General features: G+C 62.4%; 14 protein-coding genes and 1 pseudogene. 11 read left to right on the top strand and 4 right to left on the bottom strand.

Features of this window, described 5'->3' with window-relative positions:
* Positions 1 to 164 precede the first annotated feature (164 nt).
* On the top strand, positions 165 to 845 hold the full coding sequence (locus NKH98_RS21465; protein WP_352901481.1) for a hypothetical protein: 681 nt from the start codon (positions 165 to 167) through the stop codon (positions 843 to 845).
* Between the two features lie 71 nt (positions 846 to 916).
* Here the strand turns inward: NKH98_RS21465 and NKH98_RS21460 are convergent, their stop codons facing one another.
* A complete protein-coding gene (locus NKH98_RS21460) occupies positions 917 to 1,369 on the bottom strand; it encodes a nucleoside deaminase (protein WP_352901424.1) in 453 nt (150 codons plus the stop codon).
* Positions 1,370 to 1,445: 76 nt separating this feature from the next.
* On the opposite strand from NKH98_RS21460, the gene NKH98_RS21455 reads away from it, so the two are divergent.
* From NKH98_RS21455 to NKH98_RS21435, 5 genes are all read left to right on the top strand, one after another.
* On the top strand, positions 1,446 to 3,371 hold the full coding sequence (locus NKH98_RS21455; RefSeq protein ID WP_352901420.1) for a pseudouridine synthase: 1,926 nt from the start codon (positions 1,446 to 1,448) through the stop codon (positions 3,369 to 3,371).
* The gene (gene rsmD / locus NKH98_RS21450) at positions 3,352 to 3,906 is read left to right on the top strand and encodes a 16S rRNA (guanine(966)-N(2))-methyltransferase RsmD (RefSeq protein WP_352649677.1); all 555 of its coding nucleotides are present in this window, start codon (positions 3,352 to 3,354) and stop codon (positions 3,904 to 3,906) included. The genes NKH98_RS21455 and rsmD overlap by 20 nt, the downstream gene beginning before the upstream one ends.
* A 98-nt stretch (positions 3,907 to 4,004) precedes the next feature.
* Positions 4,005 to 5,369 (top strand): M16 family metallopeptidase, encoded by a 1,365-nt coding sequence (locus NKH98_RS21445; protein ID WP_352901416.1) that lies wholly within the window; start codon positions 4,005 to 4,007, stop codon positions 5,367 to 5,369.
* A 4-nt stretch (positions 5,370 to 5,373) separates the two neighbouring features.
* Complete coding sequence (locus tag NKH98_RS21440; protein WP_352901413.1) at positions 5,374 to 6,786, top strand: M16 family metallopeptidase; 1,413 nt, start codon at positions 5,374 to 5,376, stop codon at positions 6,784 to 6,786.
* Positions 6,783 to 7,646: a patatin-like phospholipase family protein gene (locus NKH98_RS21435; protein ID WP_352901410.1), complete on the top strand. Its 864-nt coding sequence runs from the start codon at positions 6,783 to 6,785 to the stop codon at positions 7,644 to 7,646. Before NKH98_RS21440 ends, NKH98_RS21435 begins: the two co-directional genes overlap by 4 nt.
* Positions 7,647 to 7,817: 171 nt before the next feature.
* Here the strand turns inward: NKH98_RS21435 and NKH98_RS21430 are convergent, their stop codons facing one another.
* From NKH98_RS21430 to NKH98_RS21420, 3 genes are all read right to left on the bottom strand, one after another.
* Entirely contained in the window at positions 7,818 to 8,354 is a 537-nt protein-coding gene (locus NKH98_RS21430) for a dihydrofolate reductase family protein (protein WP_352901407.1), read from the bottom strand.
* A gap of 225 nt (positions 8,355 to 8,579) precedes the next feature.
* On the bottom strand, positions 8,580 to 10,310 hold the full coding sequence (locus NKH98_RS21425) for an adenylate/guanylate cyclase domain-containing protein (protein WP_352901404.1): 1,731 nt from the start codon (positions 10,308 to 10,310) through the stop codon (positions 8,580 to 8,582).
* Positions 10,311 to 10,391: 81 nt separating this feature from the next.
* Entirely contained in the window at positions 10,392 to 10,628 is a 237-nt protein-coding gene (locus tag NKH98_RS21420; RefSeq protein WP_352901402.1) for a dihydrofolate reductase family protein, read from the bottom strand.
* Between the two features lie 17 nt (positions 10,629 to 10,645).
* Between NKH98_RS21420 and NKH98_RS21415 the strand changes: the two genes are divergently transcribed.
* The 5 genes and pseudogenes from NKH98_RS21415 to NKH98_RS21395 all read left to right on the top strand — a co-directional run bounded on the left by NKH98_RS21415 (position 10,646) and on the right by NKH98_RS21395 (position 19,546).
* The gene (locus NKH98_RS21415; RefSeq protein WP_352901399.1) at positions 10,646 to 14,857 is read left to right on the top strand and encodes a helix-turn-helix domain-containing protein; all 4,212 of its coding nucleotides are present in this window, start codon (positions 10,646 to 10,648) and stop codon (positions 14,855 to 14,857) included.
* Between the two features lie 191 nt (positions 14,858 to 15,048).
* Positions 15,049 to 15,261 (top strand): annotated as a pseudogene (locus NKH98_RS21410) (LacI family DNA-binding transcriptional regulator); the annotation flags it as partial.
* 219 nt (positions 15,262 to 15,480) lie between these two features.
* Positions 15,481 to 16,959 (top strand): DUF6600 domain-containing protein, encoded by a 1,479-nt coding sequence (locus tag NKH98_RS21405; RefSeq protein WP_352901396.1) that lies wholly within the window; start codon positions 15,481 to 15,483, stop codon positions 16,957 to 16,959.
* Between the two features lie 208 nt (positions 16,960 to 17,167).
* Positions 17,168 to 18,223 carry a LacI family DNA-binding transcriptional regulator gene (locus NKH98_RS21400; protein ID WP_352901393.1) on the top strand — a complete coding sequence of 352 codons (1,056 nt, stop codon included), beginning with the start codon at positions 17,168 to 17,170 and terminating at the stop codon, positions 18,221 to 18,223.
* A gap of 69 nt (positions 18,224 to 18,292) precedes the next feature.
* On the top strand, positions 18,293 to 19,546 hold the full coding sequence (locus NKH98_RS21395) for an ABC transporter substrate-binding protein (protein WP_352901390.1): 1,254 nt from the start codon (positions 18,293 to 18,295) through the stop codon (positions 19,544 to 19,546).
* Positions 19,547 to 19,648 lie beyond the last annotated feature (102 nt).

Genomic DNA, 19,648 nt, shown 5'->3' with positions numbered 1-19,648 from the left:
ATCGGCCCCGGCGCGTTGCCCTTAACGAGTGGTTGAGGTAAACACGCGAAACTCCGGACGACAAATTGTCGCCGGAATTCCGTCGGAAGAGCATAGGCGACGGGGACCGGACCTTTCTTTGGCCGGCGGCAATCGAGAGGCTGTCTACAGTGGGACTTTTTGGCATGACCGAGAGAACTTACGCGCGCGTTGCGCTGCTGGCGCCGCTTGTCGTATCGGGCCTCGCCTTGTCCGGCTGCATGGGCTCGCCCACTTACGGGACCGACAAGCCTGCTGCCTCGCAGCTTGCCGACGACCTCACGGGGGCTTTTTCCTTCGCACCCAAGCGCAAGAACAACATCGACTACAAGCCGCGCCCCACGCTGGTGAAGCCAGGGCCGGGGCAGAAGGAAGTCTTGCCGCCGCCCCAGGAAAGCATCGAAACGGCAAGTGCTGAATGGCCCGAATCGCCGGAGCAGCGCCGTGCCCGCCTGCGCGCCGATGCCACCCTGCATCAGGACGACCCGGCCTACCAGGCGCAGATTGTCGATGACGTGCAGACCGACCCGGTGGCCGTCAAGGCCGCGATGGCGCAGTCGGCTTCGAGCCATCCGCCGGCCTGGACTCCAGCGGATTCGGACAAGGGCCGCGCCGCGGAAGTCAAGCGCCGTCTGGCTGAAGGCAAACAGGGCGACCCGACCACCCGCAGATATCTGAGCGAGCCGCCGGTGCAATACCGCGCCGCCGCCTCCACCGCGCCGGTGGATGACCTCGGCGAGGATGAGTACAAGAAGGAACGCCGCCTCAAGAAGGAGGCGGCCGCCAAGAGCAAGAGCGGCGGCATGTTCAACTGGCTGCCCTGGTAGCCTGACAGCGCCAGAGACGTTCTTGCCTGGATTGGCTGACTTGGATTTGGACCGTCTGCCGGACCGGAAAATCAGGGTCCGCGTCGCTCGCGAAAAAAGTCTTTCAGCAGCGCTGCCGCAGCGTTTTCGGCCATGCCCGGATAGATGTCGGGCACATGGTGGCAGGTCGGTGACGTGAAGAAGCGAACGCCGTTGACCACTGCGCCGCCCTTCTCGTCGGCAGCGCCGAAATAGAGCCGGCGCAACCTGGCGAAGGAGATGGCGCCGGCGCACATGGCGCACGGCTCCAGCGTCACATAGAGATCGTGACCGCTGAGCCGCTCGCTGGAAAGCTTGCGGCAGGCTTCGCGGATCGCCAGCATCTCGGCATGAGCGGTGGGATCGGCGAACTCGCGGGTGCGGTTGCCGGCACTCGCAACGACCGCATCGCCGCCGACGACGACCGCGCCAACCGGCACCTCGCCACGCTGGGCGGCGGCTTCGGCCTCTTTCAGCGCCAGCGCCATGAAATCCTGCCGCTTCACGCGGTTTCCATTCCGATTATCTCCTCGCCACTAGAGCGCGATCCTGTTACTACCCGCGCAAACGAGCAAAGGCCACATGGACGACAAAAACAAGAAATTCCCGCGCAAGGCCGGCCCGAAACCGGCGGGGCCGCGCGGTCGCGATAGCGCTCCCGGCAAGGGCGGCAAGGAGTCCTTCGGCGCGAAAAAAACCTACACTCCGCGCGGCGACCGGCCGCCGGCGGCCGAAGGCGAACGGCCGAAGCGCGACTTCAAAGGCGACCGGCCATTCAGCAAAGGGCCGCGTCCGGAAGGCAAGCCTTATGAACAGCGCGAGGGTTCACGCAAGCCGTACGTACCGCGCGGCGACCGGCCAGCGGCGGCCGAAGGCGAACCGCCGAAGCGCGACTTCAAGGGCGGCGACCGGCCGTTCAGCAAAGGGCCGCGTCCGGAGGGTAAGCCTTATGAGAAGCGCGAAGGTCCGCGCAAGCCCTACGCGCCGCGCGGCGACCGGCCGGCCGCTGCCGAAGGCGAGCACGGCGAAAGGCGCTTCGACCGTCCCAAGCGTGACTTCGGCGATCGTCCTAAGCGTGATTTTGGCGGCGATCGGCCGCAAGGTGCACAAACGGCACGGGCGGCGTCGGACGGCGGCTTCAAGCCGCGCCCGCGTCGCGTCGAGGTAACGGAAGAAGCCGGCGAACGCATTGCCAAGCGGCTGGCGCGTGCCGGCCTGGCCTCGCGCCGCGATGCCGAGGAATTGATTGCGGCCGGTCGCGTCAAGGTCAATGGCAAGGTGTTGTCCTCGCCGGCCTTCAACGTGATGCCCGGCGACATCATCCATCTCGACGGCATGGAGATCCCGCCGATCGAGCGCACCAGGCTGTTCCTGTTCCACAAACCGGCCGGCGTGGTCACCACCAATCGCGATCCCGAAGGCCGCAAGACCGTCTTCGATGTGCTGCCCCCCGGGCTGCCGCGGCTGATGACCATCGGCCGGCTCGACATCAACACCGAAGGCCTCCTGCTGCTCACCAATGATGGCGGCCTGTCGCGCGTCCTCGAACTGCCGGCCACCGGCTGGCTCAGGCGCTACCGCGTGCGCGTCCACGGCAAGGTCGAGGAAAGCGCGCTTGCCGGCCTGCGCGAAGGCCTTGCCGTTGACGGAGTCTTTTATGGCGCCATCGAAGCGACGCTCGACCGCGAGCAGGGCTCGAACGCCTGGCTGACACTCGGCCTGCGCGAAGGCAAGAACCGCGAGGTCAGGAACATCCTGGGCTCGCTCGGTCTCGACGTGACGCGGCTGATCCGCATTTCCTACGGGCCGTTCCAGCTCGATGATTTGCCGGAAGGCCATGTGCTGGAGATCAAGGGCCGTGTGCTGCGCGACCAACTCGGCGAGCGTCTGGTCGAAGAGTCCGGCGCCAATTTCGACGCCGATATCGCCAAGCCATTCTCCAACAAGCCGGTCAGGCGTGAGCGGGAGGAGGAGCCCGAGCGGCCGAAATTCACCCGCGACGGCGAACGCCGGCCGATCGGCGAGGGCGGCCTGATCAAGAACCGCAAGCGTCGCGAAGGCAGCCGCGACGAAGCGCTCGGCAAGCTGTCGACAAGCCCCGACAGGAGCTTTGGGCCGAAAAAGAGCTTTGGCGAGCGTGGCCCCAGACCTGAACGCAGCGACTTCGGGGACAAACCCCGTGGCGACAAGCCGCGTGGGGGCTTCGGTGAGAAGAAGTCCGAACGCGAGCAGCGGCCGATCGAGCCGCCGGGCCAGCGCAAGGCCAATGTCTGGATGGCGCCGGGCGCACGGCCGATCGGCAAGGGCAGGGCGGAGGCAGACGCCGCCAAGGCGGCAGAAAACAAGGCGCGCAAGGCCTCGTTCAAGCCGTCTTACGGCAAGCCCGGCGGCAAGCCGCAAGGCGGCGGTGCAAAGCCGTTCGGCAAGCCGCGCGGCGAACGTCCGGACAGCGGTGGCGACCGGCCGCGTGGCGGCCCGAAGGGAAGCAATGCGGATCGTCGGCGGTGAGTTTCGCGGGCGTCCGCTGGCGACGCCCCGCACCTTTGCTATCCGCCCGACCACCGACCGCACGCGTGAGGCGGTCTTCAACGTGCTGGCGCATCGCTTTCCCGAAAGACTGGACGGCGCGCGCGTCCTCGACCTGTTCGCCGGCACCGGTGCGCTCGGCCTCGAAGCGCTGTCGCGCGGCGCCTCCTACGCTGTCTTCATCGAAGAATCCGCCGAAGGGCGCGGCGTGATCCGCACCAATGTCGAGGCCTTCGGCCTCACCGGCCGCACCAAGATATTCCGCCGCGACGCGACGGGCTTGGGCGAGGCGGGCACCATCGCCGCATTCGGCCTGGTCTTTGCCGATCCGCCCTATGGCAAAGGCCTTGGCGAACGTGCCTTGCGCTCGGCCAAGGCCGGCGGCTGGCTCGCCCCCGGCGCGCTCTGCATCGTCGAGGAAGCGACGGCGGCGCCGTTCGAGACAGGGCCGGGCTTTTCGGTTGTCGACGAGCGCAACTATGGCGAGACGGTCATCCGGTTCATCGAGGCCGCCTGAGTTCGGTGTCCGCGATGGCGCCTTCAAAATGACGCACAATTCGCTTTGCCTCGACCTGCAACCCCGCCTATCGTCCCACCACCAAACCGGAGCCATCTATGACATTTCAGGCTGAATGGCTACGCGCAACGCTCTTGGGGCTGGCTCTAGTGATGGCCGCGCCGGCTCTGGCGGGCAACAATCCCGACGACGGCGTCGTGACCGATTTCCTGCTCGACAACGGCATGGAGGTCGTGGTCATCCCCGATCACCGCGCCCCGATCGTCACCCATATGGTCTGGTACAAGATCGGCAGCGCCGACGAGCCGCCGGGCAAGTCCGGCATCGCCCATTTCTTCGAGCATCTGATGTTCAAGGCGACCAGCAACCATGCGGCCGGCGAGCTCGACCGCGCCGTCGCCGCCATCGGCGGCTCGGACAACGCCTTCACCTCCTACGACTACACCGCCTTTCACGAGACGGTGGTGCCGCAGGCGCTCGGTGAGATGATGGGCTTCGAGGCCGACCGCATGCGCAACCTCATCCTCACCGACGATGTCATCAAGACCGAGCGCGACGTCATCCTCGAGGAACGCCGCTCGCGCATCGATAGCAATCCGCAGGCGGTGCTCGACGAGGAAGTCGACGCCACGCTGTGGCAGAACCAGCCCTACCGCATTCCGGTCATCGGCTGGATGCAGGAGATGGAGAAGCTGAACCGCACCGACGCGATGGCCTTCTACAACAAATATTATACACCCAATAACGCCGTGCTGGTGGTGGCCGGCGATGTCGAGCCGGAAACGGTCAAGGCGCTGGCCGAAAAGACCTATGGCAAGGTCGCGCGCGGCCCGGATCTGCCGCCGCGCATCCGCCCGGTCGAGCCGGAACAGAACACCAGGCGTACGGTGACGCTGACCGACGGGCGCGTCAGCGTGCCGAGCTTTACCACGCAATGGGTGGTCCCGTCCTATCACACGGCAAAGCCCGGCGAAGCCGAAGCGCTCGACGTGCTGTCCGAAATCCTCGGCGGCGGCAACCGCAGCCGGCTCTACCAGGAGCTTGTCGTCAGGCAAGGCATCGCCGCGACGGCCGGCGCCTTCTTCCAGGGCACCATGCTCGACGACACCAATTTCACCGTCTACGGCGCGCCGCGCGGCGATGCCAAGCTTGCCGACATCGAGGCCGCGGTCGACGCCGAGATCGCCCGCATCGCCAAAGACGGCGTCACCAGCGACGAGCTGGAAAAATCCAAGGACCGTTTCGTCCGCTCGATGATCTTCGCCCGCGACAAGCAGGAGGACATGGCCAACATCTATGGCTCGACGCTCGCCACCGGCGGCAACGTCCAGGACGTTCAGCAATGGCCGGACCGCATCCGCAAGGTCACCGCCGACCAGGTCAAGGCGGTCGCTGCCCGCTATCTCAATCTCGACCACGCAACGACCGGCTATCTTCTGCCGCAAACCCAAGCTGGGAATTGATGTGATGATGAGCCAGCATGGTCCCGCTCTGCCTTCTCCCCTCGTGGGCTCCTCCCCTTCTCCCACAGGGGGAGAAGGGAAGCGCCAGCACGCCGGCCCGCTTCTAGCGACCCTGTTCCTCTCCCTCGTCTTCCTCGTCCTGCCGGCGCTTTCCGCTCGCGCCGCCATGAACATCCAGGAGGTGACCTCGTCGAAGGGCATTACCGCCTGGCTGGTGGAGGATTATTCGGTGCCGATCGTCGCCATCCGCTTCGTTTTCGATGGCGGCGCGACGCAGGATCCGCCCGGCAAGGAAGGGCTTGCCAATCTGATGAGCGGCCTGTTCGACGAAGGTGCCGGCAACCTCGACAGCGAGGCCTTCCAGATCAAGCTTGACGAGGTCGGCGCCGAGATGAGCTTCGATGCGCAGCGCGATGGCATTTACGGTTCGATGCGCATGCTGGCCGACCAGCGCGACGGCGCCTTCGACCTGCTGCGCGTGGCGGTCAACCAGCCGCGCTTCGACCAGGTGCCGATCGACCGCATCCGGGCGCAAATCCTGTCCGGCATCATCGCCAGCGAGCGCGATCCCGATACGCTCGCCCAACGCAAATGGCTGGACGCGATCTACGGCAGGCATCCCTATGCGCGGCCCGACCAGGGCACCAGGCAAAGCATCGCGACGATTACGCCGGCCGATCTCAGCGCCTTCCACAAGGCAAATTTCGCCCGCGACGGCCTGCATGTCGCGGTGGTCGGCGCCATCGATGCCGAGACGCTGAAGCAGAAGCTCGACCTGGTGTTCGGCAGCTTGCCGGAAAAGCAGGCGCTGACGCCCGTTCCCGACATCGACCTGAAGCTTGGTCAGCAGCTCGAGGTCGTGTACGACCAGCCGCAGGCCTCGCTGCAGCTCGCCTATCCCGGGGTGAAGCGGAATGCGCCGGATTTTTTCGCCGCGGTGCTGATGAACGAGATCCTCGGCGGCGGCACCTTCACCTCGCGGCTGTTCGACGAGGTGCGCGAAAAGCGCGGCCTGGCCTACAGCGTCAGCTCCGACCTCGTCGACCACCAGCATTCCGAGGCGCTGTCCATCACCACCTCGACCCGCGCCGACAGGGCGGCCGAGACGCTGGCCGTGGTGCGCGACGTGGTCAAGCGCATGGCCGAGGAGGGGCCGACCGAAGCCGAGCTGGCAGCGACCAAGAAATACATGATCGGCGCCTATGCCATCAACAATCTGAATTCCTCGGGCGCGATCGCCTCAACGCTGGTCGAGATCCAACTCGGCAAGCTCGGCATCGACTACATGCAGCGCCGCGCCGCCCTGATCAACGCGGTGACGCAGGACCAGGTGAAAGCGGTGGCGAAAAAGCTGCTCTCCGCCGAGCCGGCCGTCATGGTGGTCGGGCCGAAGCTGGGCGCGGCCAACAAGGGATGAGCCCTAGCTTCGGCATCGCCTTTGGCGGCGGCGGCGCGCGCGGGCTGGCGCATATCCATGTTATCGAGGCGCTCGACGAGCTGGGCATCAGGCCGGCGGCAATCGCCGGCTCGTCGATCGGCGCCATCATGGGCGCCGGCATGGCCTCGGGTATGACCGGCAAGGACATCCACGACTATGCGCGCTCGATCCTCGGCCGCCGCGCCGAGGTGGCGGCGCGCATGTGGCGGGCGCGGCCCGGCACTTTTGCCGAGGCAATGCAGGGCGGCCTGCGGGTCAGCCAGTTCAATGTCGAGCGCATCCTCAAGGCGTTCCTGCCCGATGCCATTCCCGAGACCTTCGCCGAACTCAAAATACCGCTGAAGGTGACGGCAACGGATTTTTATGGCCACAAGCTCGCGGTGTTGGCCGAAGGCGAACTGCCTTCGGCGCTGGCCGCCTCGGCGGCAATTCCCGCGGTGTTCCGCCCGGTGATGCGCGACGGCAGGATGCTGATCGACGGCGGCATCTACAATCCCGTGCCATTCGACCTGATCGAGCTCGACGCCGACATCATCATTGCCGTCGACGTGGTCGGCGCGCCGACCGAGGCCGGCCGCAAATTCCCGACCTCCGTCGACCTGATGTTCGGCGCCACGCAGCTGATGATGCAGTCGATCATCGCCAGCAAGCTGAACCAGAGCCGGCCCGACATATTGGTCCGGCCGGCGGTGTCGAAATACCGGGTGCTGGACTTCATGAAGGTCGAGGCGCTGATGGCCGAGACGGTTGTGATCAAGGACGAGCTGAAGCGCGAGGTGGAGCAGGCGCTGAAGGCGAGGGAAGACGCTGCGGTCGAGGGCAGGCAGCGGACGGTGTAGGGAAGCTGCCAATCTCCCCCCTCGAGGGGGAGATGTCGCCGAAGGCGACAGAGGGGGTCGTCTCGCGTAATGCGCCGACCCCCCGCTGCCGCAAGAGAGAAACCGCGCCCGGTCGAACCGACCCCCTCTGCCCTGCCGGGCATCTCCCCCTCGAGGGGGGAGATTGGCCGATCACGCCATCCCGGCCGCATACTCCAGCGCCACCACGCCGTTGCTGAATTGCGTGGCCGAGATCAGCTCGAGCGGCAATTGCGCGCCGGGCGGGAACAGCAGCTTGCCCTGGCCGACGGCACCGGGGTAGCTGAGCAGCCTGATGCGGTCGACCAGGCCGTTGCGCAGCAATTCCTGCGCGACGCTGAGGCTACCATGCACATAGATGTTGCCGCCGCTGCCTTGCTTCAGCCCTCTGACCGCGTCCGGCAACGCGCCAGTCAGCAGCTCGGCCGGCTGCCAGTCGAGCGCCTGCAAGCTGGTCGAGGCGATATATTTCGGCAGCGCGTTGAACCGGTCGGCGAAATCTCCGGTTTCCTTGGGCCACGAGCCGGCAAATATCTGATAGGTCGTGCGTCCCAAAAGCATGGCGCCGCTGTCGGCAAGCTCGTCCTCCTTGAATTTCTGCATCTCATCGTTCCAGGCGACGCTCGGCAGCTTCTCGACCTCGGCGATGCCGTCGACGCTGATGAATTCGGTGACGATGAGTTTTCGCATGGTGGGTTCCTTTCTGCCGAGCGCGCGTCTTGTGCGAACTGCTCCGTCAACTAGCGCGGCGCTTTTTCAGGGGGAGGGCTTTCCTGTCTGCTTCCAAAGACCGATACCGTGGGAAAGCTTCTCCGACCCGCCCGCCGTTCGGTCATACCACAAGGTCCGCCTCGGGTTGGGGGCCGGTCTTTTTTGCCTGTCCCCGATTGGGTCTGGTTCGTCGTTACGGGCTGCCTACAGCTTGGCAATACCGGCTTTCAGCAGTCCTTCGCGGACGTGCTGCACATCGGACTCCTGGGCATAGTGCAGGGTGGCGATGAATGAATCGAGGTCGAATTGGGGATCGAGCGTTCTGATCTTGCCCAGATGCGCCGCGGCCGCGATTTCGTCGCCGAGCCAGCCGTAGCAGGCAGCGGCGAAGGCGTGCTGAACCGAGTCCATGGTCGACAGATGCATGAAAGCTTCGATCGCCTCGCCATACTGGCGCGCGGCGAAATGCGCCTTTCCCAGATGGCTCCAGAACCTCTCCGGGTGGTGCGGGTTCAACTGCATGGCCTTGCGGATCCATTCAATTCCCTCTTCCGGTCTCCCGAGCCACGTCAATAACTCGCCTTGCTGCACCACTACGAGGTCGTAATTGGGATTGAGGGCCAGCGCCCGCTCCTGATGGTAGCGCGCTGTGGTCAGCTCATTGTTGTTCACGTTCACTGCCGCGAGAATGCGATGGACATCGGCATCGTTGTTGTCCAGCGCCAGCGCCCTGTCCAGCGCCGCCATAATGCTGTTCCAGACGGCATCCCTGTCTTCGCACCAGTTATGGACCCAGGCCTGGCCAAGAATGCAGGCCCGCCAGGCATGGGCATGGGCATAATCGGGGTCGAGCGCGACGGCCCTTTCTATCAAAGTTCGCGCACGTTCATTATCCGCAATCGTGCTTCGGTGATGCAGCACCTTGGCAGCAAGCACACATTCATACGCGGCCATGTTTGCAGGTTTCGCCCGCGCGAGCTGGTCGCGCTGAGCCGCCTCGACACGACCGGGCAGCGTGGCTGCGATCGCGGCGGTCACCTCATCCTGAATCGCGAATATATCGACCAGCTTCCGGTCATATTTGTCTGCCCAGATATGAGCGTCATTCGCCGTGTCGATGAGCTGAACCGTCACGCGCACCCTCTCGCCGATCTTGCGGACGCTTCCCTCCACCAGGTATTGGACGTCGAGTTTCTCGGCCACCTCGCGCACATTCACGGCTCGGTTCTTGTAGACGAAGCTGGAATTGCGCGAGATGACGAACAGCTCATGGTGGCGGGACAGTTCGGTGATGATGTCCTCGGTCAGTCCGTCCGCGAAAAATTCCTGCTCGGGGTCGCCGCTCATGTTGGTGAATGGCAGCACCACTATCGAAGGTTTCGAGATGGATCGCTTTGCCTCGACTTCCGGCAGGACAGGACTGTCAAGCCCGATGCGATAGAGGCGAACCGGGCGGCTGATGTTCTTCAACGTCTTCTCGCCCAGGTCCTCCATGGCAATTTCGAGACGGTCGGCAATTTGGGTCGCCACCGCTGCGGTCACGCAGATGCCGCCGACGTCGGCGAGTTGCTCGATGCGCGAGGCAATATTGACGCCGTCGCCGAAAATATCCTCATCGTCGAAAATGATGTCGCCGAGATTTATGCCGATCCTGAATTCGATACGCCGTTCTTGCGGCACATCCGAATTGCGCCGTTTCATGCGTTGTTGGATTTCCACGGCGCATTTCACGGCATCGGTCACGCTCTGGAACTCGACGAGCATGCCGTCTCCGGTGGTCTTGATGATCCGGCCCTTGTTCTTAGCGATGGCGGGATCGACCAGTTCTATGCGATGGGTCCGAAGGCGTGCAAGCGTGCCGGATTCATCGGCCTCCATTAGCCGACTGTAGCCCGCCATATCGGCAGCCAGAATTGCGGCTAGTCTCTGTTCCATCGCTGAACCAAAAACCAAGCCTACGCTTCCTGGGCTGCCAAATCCAGCAATTTGGGCTTGTGGCTGAATCAAAGACGTCTTCTACCGCCGCAGCAAGAAAGGGCGGATCAGAACCCTCCGCCTGGTGGCTGCCGATCGCATCAACGGCGGGAGGCGCGGCGTCGGGCTCGTCGAGGCGACATATTTCGGCAGCGCTTTGAACCGGTCGGCGAAATCTCCGGTCTCCTTGGGCCACGAGCCGGCAAAGATCTCATAGGTCGTGCGCCCCAAAGGCATGGCGCCGCTGTCGGCAAGTTCGTCGTCCTTGAACTTTTGCATCCTCGGCAATTCCATCGATGCTGATGAATTTGGTGACGATGAGTTTTCTCATGGCGGGTTCGCTTCTCAATCAGAGGACGGACGGCACGGGCCTGATGCGAACGGCCTTGGGAAGTACGGCAGCGCTTGCCATGTCGTCGACTTCCTTGACATTTGTAACAGTCGCAGTTCATATTGTTAATATGACATCAGATAAAATAACCGAAATATCCGCCGCCCAAGCGCGAGCCGCCCGGGCGCTTCTTGGTCTTTCCCAGCAAGAACTCGCCAAGCGCGCAAAGGTCGCAACTTCAACGGTCGCCGACTTTGAACGCGGTTATCGCAACCCTGTTGCGAACAATCTTCAGGCAATGCGCGAGGCGTTGACAGCGGAAGGTATCTCATTTCTCCCTGGCGGAGCCATTGTCGGTCCTCCCGCGCCTTTGACGCCACGATCCGGTGTTGCTGCCGCAATACTCCAACCATTTCGGTTGATTGACGAGAGCGATCTAAGCCGCTGGGCGGATCGCCGTGACGGCCAAGACATGATGCCTGAACTCATCCGGCGCCTGATTCTTGGTGAACACGGCTACCACGACGGGTTCCGTTTTCCCTCGGGCGATAGTGTCCGTCTTCCCGGCTGGGATGGGATTTCCAATGTTGGTGTTGCGTCCAACATGGTGCCGGCAGGCCCTACGGGATGGGAATTTGGTACCGACAAGAAGGTGAAATCAAAGGCAGACGATGACTTCGCCAAGCGCACAAGTGCGCCGCTAGAGCTTGATCCGGCAAAGAGCACTTTCGTCTTCGTTACCCCAAGACCTTGGTCTGGAAAGGCGGCCTGGCTGCAAGATGCTAAAGCCTTGGGCAAATGGGCTGACGTCCGCGCCTATGACGGCGTGGATCTCGTTCAATGGATCGAAAAGCTGCCCGCCGTCGCCCTTTGGCTGGCCCGAATGATAGGTAAGCTCGCACCTACTGGATTTTATTTCCTTCAGGAGGCGTGGGATGAGTGGTCGCAGGCAACGCAGCGATTGCTCTCCGAAAATCTCGTGCTGCTAGATCGCGATGAGCAGGCAACTGTGATCCTGAATTGGTCGCGCGGCGAACCTGCTATTCTGACGGTTGAAGGCGAATCGACCGGCGAGGTGGTCGCCTTTCTCCATGCTGCAATCGCACAACTCCCAGCTGATATAAGTGAAGTCTATCATGCACGCGCGGTTGTTGCTGATACACCTGATGTCGCAAGAAGCATTGCTAATTCCCCCACTCCACTAATTGTCATTTGCGAGCAGGCCGATGCGGGATTGGCCGCCCAGTTGGTCAAGCAAGGCCACTACGTCTATATCCCCCGTGTTCAAGCTCCCGGACTTGATGACAGCGCCGTCTCCCTGTCGAGACCTACGCGATACGCAATCCAGAACGAACTCATCGCAATGGGCTTCTCCGAAGATGAAGCCGATAGGTGGGCAAAGGACTGCGCGAGAAGTTTGACGGTGCTTAGGCGCCTTATCCCCTCGGCCCCAGGGCGCGAAGTACCAGAATGGGCAAAGCCCGAGTACGGACCAGTTATCGCTCCGGCGCTGCTAGCAGGAGGGTGGGATGAGGGGAATGATGCAGATAGAGAGATTGTCTCGAGGCTTACGGGCAAGCCTTATGAAGAGGTGGCGCGTCATCTAGTCGGCTGGCTGCATCGAGCAGACAGCCCGGTGCGTAAGGTGGGGCAAGTATGGAAGGTGGCGTCCCCACGCGATGCGTGGTTTCGAGTCGCATCATACTTGACCTCGGACGACATGGTGCGATTCGTCGCAGTTGTATTGGATGTGCTCCGAACGTCTGACCCACGATTTCATATTGCTCCTGATGAACGTTGGATGGCGTCGGTCAGAGGCGTAAGGCCAACATTTTCCGGCATTCTTGTAAACGGTATCAGCGAAACAGTTGCATTGCTCGGTGTCTTTCCGGGTCGGGCATCTGGCGACGCGCAAAGCAATTGGCGCAGCGAGCATATCGTGCGCGAACTGCTCAGCGACGCCGATTCCGTTAGGTGGTGGAGTGTTGGTTCCCATCTGAAAACGCTCGCGGAGGCGTCGCCCGACGCCTTTCTAAAAGCGGCCGAGGATAGTCTGGCGCGCGACGATGCGCCGATCATGGGCTTATTCGGGGGGGATGTTGGGCATTGGGGAGGGGCACATCACTCTCATTTGCTTTGGGCACTCGAAATGCTCGCCTGGAGTACGACCTACCTTACAAAAACGTGCGACATTCTAGCGAGTCTTACCGAGCGAGATCCTGGGGGAACGTATAGCAATCGACCAGCCCATAGTCTTCGGAACATTTTTCTACTTTGGCATCCGCAAACCAATGCAACGTGGGACGAGCGTTCCAAGGTTCTAAATCGCCTGCGTAAACGGAATCCGGATGTGGCTTGGCGCCTAATGTTATCGCTATTGCCAAAATCTCACGACCATATGTCACCTTCGCCGAAGGCGCAGTGGCGCGATTTCGGGAGACAGGATGGAGAGATCGAGCCTGCTAGTCGTCGATTAATCGGAGAAGCTTCAGCCGAGATCGGCCATTGGCTGATAGCGGACGCCGGCCAATCCCCTCGGCGTTGGAAAGAGCTGATTGAGACGTTCGATCATCATGGCGCTGCTATCCGTGATGAACTCATCGCGGCACTTCGTGAGCTGGCACAGCAGCTTATAGCCCCAGAAGATGCTCACATAGTAAGCGAGGCGCTAAGGCATTTCGTCTACCGCCATCGGAAGTTCCAGTCGGCGCAGTGGGCGCTTAAATCTGCTGAGATCGATAAGCTGGCTGAAATTCAAGAGCTATTCCGACCGAGGAACGGCTTCTTTCCGGTTGTCTGGCTCTTCGAAAGCGATATGGCAGAACTGCCAATTGCCAAGGAAGATTCCGACTACAATGAAATAAGGCGCGCATCGGGGAAGGCTCGCGTCGATGCCGTTCGAGAATTGGTTAAAACGCATGGGGTCGGTGCAGTTCGCCAACTCGCCGAGCTTGTCCGCCTGCCTGGGCTCGTCGGCCAAGCCGCTGCGGATGCATTGCCCGAAGAAGAGGTCAGCAACATTCTTGTCGATGGGCTGAAGTCGGACAGCGGCGCTGACCGCAATCTGGCTCAGAGCCTCACCTATGCGATGCAAAGAAAATTAGGGAGTAATTGGACTGATCGCATGATTGCGAGATTGACCAACGAGGGGCTCCAAGCACAGCAACTGGCAAACTTCTTTGCGTCGCTACCGACAGACAGTGCTCATTTTTCGCGAGTTGCAGCGGCAGGCGAGAGTGTAGAACTGGCTTATTGGAAACAAGTTCGAACAACTTGGGTCGACGAGAGCGTTGATACGATCATTTTCGCCCTAGATAAGCTCCTTGAGGTCGAACGCGGCTACGCTGCAGTTGAACTTGCTGGTCAGCAACATGCAGAAATTCCGGCTGACGTACTGATTCGGGTACTCGACGGGGCCGTGAACGCCAATGATCGTGACGACGATCCAGGAATGTTTGGTTACTATGTAGAGCAGGTATTTAAGGCATTGGACAAGGCCGGCACTTCGGACGAAGAGTTCGGTCGCCTCGAATGGATTTACCTCCAGGTGCTGGATGATTCACAAGAACGGGCACCGAAAGCCTTATACCGTTCCCTCGCAACCATCCCTGACTTCTTCGCGGAAATCGTTGTGGCGCTCTATAAGCGTGATGATGGTGCCCAGGAGGAGCCTTCTTCCGACGAAAAAAGAAGCGCCACCGTTGCGACGCAGGCATTTCATCTCCTGCAAGCGTGGAAAACTCCTCCCGGTCTGGTCGACGGCAAGATCGATCCCATAACTCTTAGAACGTGGGTGGAGGCGGCACGGGAAAGTTGCCGAAAGCATGGACGTCTGAAGTCGGGTGAACGTCATATAGGACAGGTTCTGGCCTTTTCTCCCCTCGGTGAAGACGGACTTTGGCCTGCGGAAGGAGTTCGCGATATCATTGACGAGTTTGGCAGTGTTGATATCGGGCGCGGCTTCTTCCTCGGCGTAGTTAATAGTCGTGGCGTAACCTCGCGAATGCCGACTGATGGAGGGCTACAAGAGCGAGACCTTGCGGCGCAATATAGGACCTGGGCAAAATCGATTGAGCTGGAATGGCCCCGTACGGCCGGCGAGTTGCTAGACATCGCACGAAGCTACGACCACGACGCTAAACGACACGACGATGACGCAGAAGCTGGTCAGTGGTAGATTTTCAGTGACGCCTTGTACCCGTTAGGCCGCGCCATTCCCTCTTTGCCATCCCCGCATCGTTTTCCTAATCTCCCTCTGAGAAAACCTTTTTCCCAAGTCGCCCCGCATCCGCTGACCTCACCATTCTGCGCCTCGCAGCGCCATAAGAGAAAAAGCTTTTCCCACTTGGGAGGATCGATAGCCAAATCATGGCGTCCGATGCGCAGCCAACGCATGTTTCTGCCAAGCAGCCGGTCACCCTCCGTGAGGTGGCGGCGCTTGCCGGCGTCAGCGTGGCCACGGCGTCCAAAGCGCTGAACGGGCAGGGGCGGATGACGGCCGAGACGCGGACGCGCACTCGCGAGACGGCGCAATGGCTTGGCTTTCGCCCGAACAGCCTGGCGCAGAGCCTGCTCAGGCGGCTCCCTTACCGTCGGGCCCGCTGACCACGACCTATCGCCGCGCCTTCGGCGCGCATTTGTGACGGTCACCGCCTTCATGAAGCAGCTCTGATCCCAAATATCATCATGCGATGCCAAGCCGTTGCGTGAGCGGATGCGGGTAACATCGGCGAAATGGAACAATCCGGCAGCCGGCGGGTTTGTAGGATGAAGGGCGATCTGTTTCGGAGGAAGATTACGATGAAACGCGTCCTCGCCCAACATGCGGTGCGACTGATGCTGGGCGGCGTAACCGCCTGCCTGCTCACGGTCGTCGAGATTCCCAACCCAATTGCGCCATTGTCGCTTGTGTCCGAGGCAAGGGCTGCCACCACCGTTTCGATCAGCACATTCTATGAAGACCTGTCTTCCTACGGCGATTGGGTCTCGTATCACGGAGCGACCGTTTTCGTGCCGGTCGATGTGCCTGACGACTGGCGTCCGTATACGCTTGGACATTGGGTCTATACCGAGCAGTATGGCTGGCTCTGGGTATCCGACGAGCCATTCGGCTGGGCAACGTACCATTACGGCCGGTGGGGCTATGCCGACGATATCGGCTGGTATTGGGTTCCGGGCACTCGCTGGGCGCCGGCATGGGTGAGTTGGCGTCGTGACAGGGAGCACATGATTTGGGCTCCGCTGCCGCCGCGCCGCGATCCGGATCTGATTTCAATCGAGGTGACCTTCGACACGACGCCGGATTATTACTGGGTTGTGGTCCCCACCCGCGAATTCCTTGCCGCGGACGTTTCTACCGTCGTCATCCGTGATGAGCCAGAATTTGTGCGCATCGTCGAGGCGGCCGAGCCGGCCGGCGACGTGACGATCCGGAACAACGTCGTGATCAACAAAGTCATTGATGTCGATGTGATCGAAAAGGAGACGAACCAGAAGGTGACTGCCGTCAAGGTCAGCAAGACCGACGCGCCCGAGCAGTCCGGCAAACTGGAAAACGATACGGTCGCTGTCTTTGAGGGCGAGGTGAAAGCCGACCCTAAGGCCAAACCAGCTAAGCTCAAAGACATCGAGGAGGTGAAGCAGGTTCAGGCTGGCCGAAAATCGAAGCCGACCGAAGGCGCTGCAACGACCGAGCAGGCCAAGCCCGAAGAAACCGCCAAGCCTGAGAAGCCGAAGGTCGGGGAGCAGCCGGCCACCGAGCAGCAGCAGGCCGAGCCTGGCAAGGCGGCCAAGCCTGAGAAGCCGAAGGCCAAGGAGCAGCCCGCCGCCGAGCAGCAACAGGGCGAGCCGGAACAGGCGGCCAAGCCTGAGAAGCAGAAGACCAAGACGCAGCCCGCCGCCGAGCAGCAACAGGCCGAGCCGGAACAGACGGCCAAGCCTGAGAAGCCGAAGACCAAGAAGCAGCCCGCCGCCGAGGAGCAACAGGCCGAGCCGGAACAGACGGCCAAGCCTGAGAAGCCGAAGACCAAGAAGCAGCCCGCCGCCGAGCAGCAGCAGGGCGAGCCGGAACAGGCGGCCAAGCCTGAGAAGCAGAAGACCAGGAAGCAGCCCGCCGCCGAGCAGCAGCAGGCCGAGCCCGAGCAGGCGGCCAAGCCTGAGAAGCGGAAGGCCAAGGAGCAGCCCGCCGAGCAGCAGCAAGCCGAGCCGGAACAGGCGGCCAAGCCCAAGCCGGAGAAGCAGAAAAACAAGGCGTGCGATCCGCAGACTGAGAGCTGCTAGCCGTACGGGTAGACTGCGGCACCGCGATTGTTCGATCGCGGTGCCGCTGAGCGGCCATTCCCCCTTGCCATCCCCACATCCTTCGTCCTAATCTCTCCCTTGAGAAAACCTTTTCCCAACTCGCCTCGCATCGCTGACATCACCAATCAGCACCCTGAGGGGCCATAAGAGAAAAGCTTTTCCCACCTGGGAGGATCATATTCAAATCATGGCGTCCGACGTCCAGCCAACGCCCGCCAAGCAGCCCGTCACCTTGCGTGAAGTGGCGGCTATTGCCGGCGTCAGCGTTGCCACGGCGTCCAAGGCGCTGAACGGGCAGGGGCGAATGACGGCCGAGACGCGGACCCGGATTCGCAAGACGGCGCAGCGGCTTGGCTTTCGCCCGAACAGCCTGGCGCAGAGCCTGTTGCGGCGGCGCTCCTTTACCGTCGGGCTTTTGACCAACGACACCTATGGCCGCTTTTCGCTGCCGCTGATGGCCGGCGTTTCCGATGCGCTGGTCGATGCCGGCGTCTCGGTGTTTTTGTGCAATGTCGAGGACGACCCGCGCCTTGCGCGGCTGCATGTCGATGCCATGCTCGACAAGCGCGTCGACGGCATCATCGCCACCGGCAAGCGCATCGACCGCCACCTGCCGGTCGATCTCGCCAATCTCGGCATTCCGGCGATCTATGCCTTCACCGAGCCCGATCCAAACGCCATCGCTTTCGTGTCCGACGATGCCGGCGGGGCGCGGCTGGCGGTCGAGCACTTTTGCCGGCTCGGGCGGCGGCGCATCGCCCATGTCAGCGGCCCGGCGAGCTTTGCCGTGGTGCATGCCCGCGCCGAGGCCTATCGCGCGGTGCTGGCCGAGAACGGCCTGCCGGTCATGGAGCCGCTGCTCGGCTCGTGGTCGGAGGCGTGGGGGCATGAGGCGGTCAAGACGCTGTTCGACCGCGAGGGGTTTGACGGCACGCGCGAAAAACCGGACGCGGTGTTTTGCGGCAACGACCAGATCGCGCGCGGCGTCATCGACGCCTTGCGCGAGCGCGGTATCGGCGTGCCGGACGAGGTCGGCGTCATCGGCTTCGACAATTGGCAGATCGTCGCCGAGGCGACCCGGCCGCCGCTGACCTCGGTCGACATGAATCTCGCAGCACTTGGCCGCGAGGCCGGCCTTGCCTTGCTTTCGCTCGTCGGCGGCGAACCCGCTTTGCCGGGCATCAGAAAACTGCCGTGCCGGCTGGTGGTGCGTCAGTCATGCGGCCGTCCGCCGGACGGCTGAAACGAAACGGGCCGTGTCGATTGCAAAGCGCTGGGGCGCGGTCGAGTTAAAACCATGTGGAGGAGAAGCATGAGAACCACCATTACCGGGCTCGCCATCGCCGCGAGCATTTTCGGCACGCTGGCAGCAGTCGGCTCGGCCGCCGCCGACACCGCCAACATCTGGGTTCGCGCCGACGGCTCGAACTTCATGCCGCGCATCGTCGATGCCTTCAACAAGGGGCATCAGAACCAGATCAAGCTCGACATCATCCCCAACGCCGAAATCATCCCGAAATATGGTGCGGCCGCCGCCGGCGGCACCGCGCCGGATGCACTCTCGCTCGACCTGATCTACACGCCCTCCTTCGCCGCCGCCGGCCAGCTGGAGGACATCACCGACTGGGCGAAATCGCTGCCCTATTTCGCCAGCCTGTCGCCGGCACATGTCAAGACCGGCACCTATAAGGGCCGCATCTACGGGCTGCCGTTCTCGGCGGATTCCTCGGTGCTGATCTGGAACAAGAAGCTGTTCAAGCAGGCCGGCCTCGACCCGGAAAAGGGCCCGACCAACTGGGCCGAGATCGAGAGCGACGCCGAAAAGGTCAACGCGCTCGGCGGCGACATCAAGGGCTTCTACTTCTCCGGCAATTGCGGCGGCTGCAACATCTTCACCTTCACGCCGCTGATCTGGGCCTCGGGCGGCGACATCCTGACGGAGGACGGCTCCAAGGCGACGCTGGACACGCCGCAGATGCGCGGCGCCATCGACCTCTACCGTTCGATGGTCAAGAAGGACCTGGTGCCTTCAGGCGCGCAGACCGACACCGGCTCCAACTTCTTTGCCGCCTTCGCCACCGGCAACATCGGCATCTCGCCGTCCGGCGCCTTCGCCATCGGCGCGCTGAACACGCAATATCCCGACATCGACTACGGCATCACCTTCCTGCCCGGCAAGGACGGCGGCTGGTCGTCGTTTGCCGGCGGCGACAATTTCGTCGTCACCAAGGGCACCACCAAGGTTGCGGTGGTGAAGGAGTTCCTCGATTTCGCCTATTCGCTCGAAGGCCAGACCATCCTGGCGAAATACGGCAGCCTGCCGGTGCGCGGCGACATCGCCAATGAGGCGCTGAAAGACCTCGACCCGCGCTACAAGGTTGCCGCCGAAGCCATGGCCAAGGGCCGCACGCCCTATTCGGTGGTGTTCAACGACCTGATCAACTCGGCCAACGGTCCGTGGAACCAGATGATGAACGAGGTCTTTTTCGGCGAAGACGTCGACGGCGCCATCGCCAATGCGCAGGAGACCATGCAGTCGATCATCGATTCGGCGCCGCAGAAGTAGGCTGGCGCCGTCCGGCTGCCCGCCCGTCTCCCTGGGCGGGTGGCCGGACATTGCATGCGTCAATGCAGGGCTATCTCATGGAAGTTTTGAGGCATCTGTCGG

Origin of the sequence: Mesorhizobium sp. M0833 (assembly GCF_040319905.1) — a bacterium.
GTDB lineage: Bacteria > Pseudomonadota > Alphaproteobacteria > Rhizobiales > Rhizobiaceae > Mesorhizobium.
The sequence above is the reverse complement of the archived record's forward strand: the minus strand, read 5'-3'. Positions and strand labels throughout refer to the sequence as shown.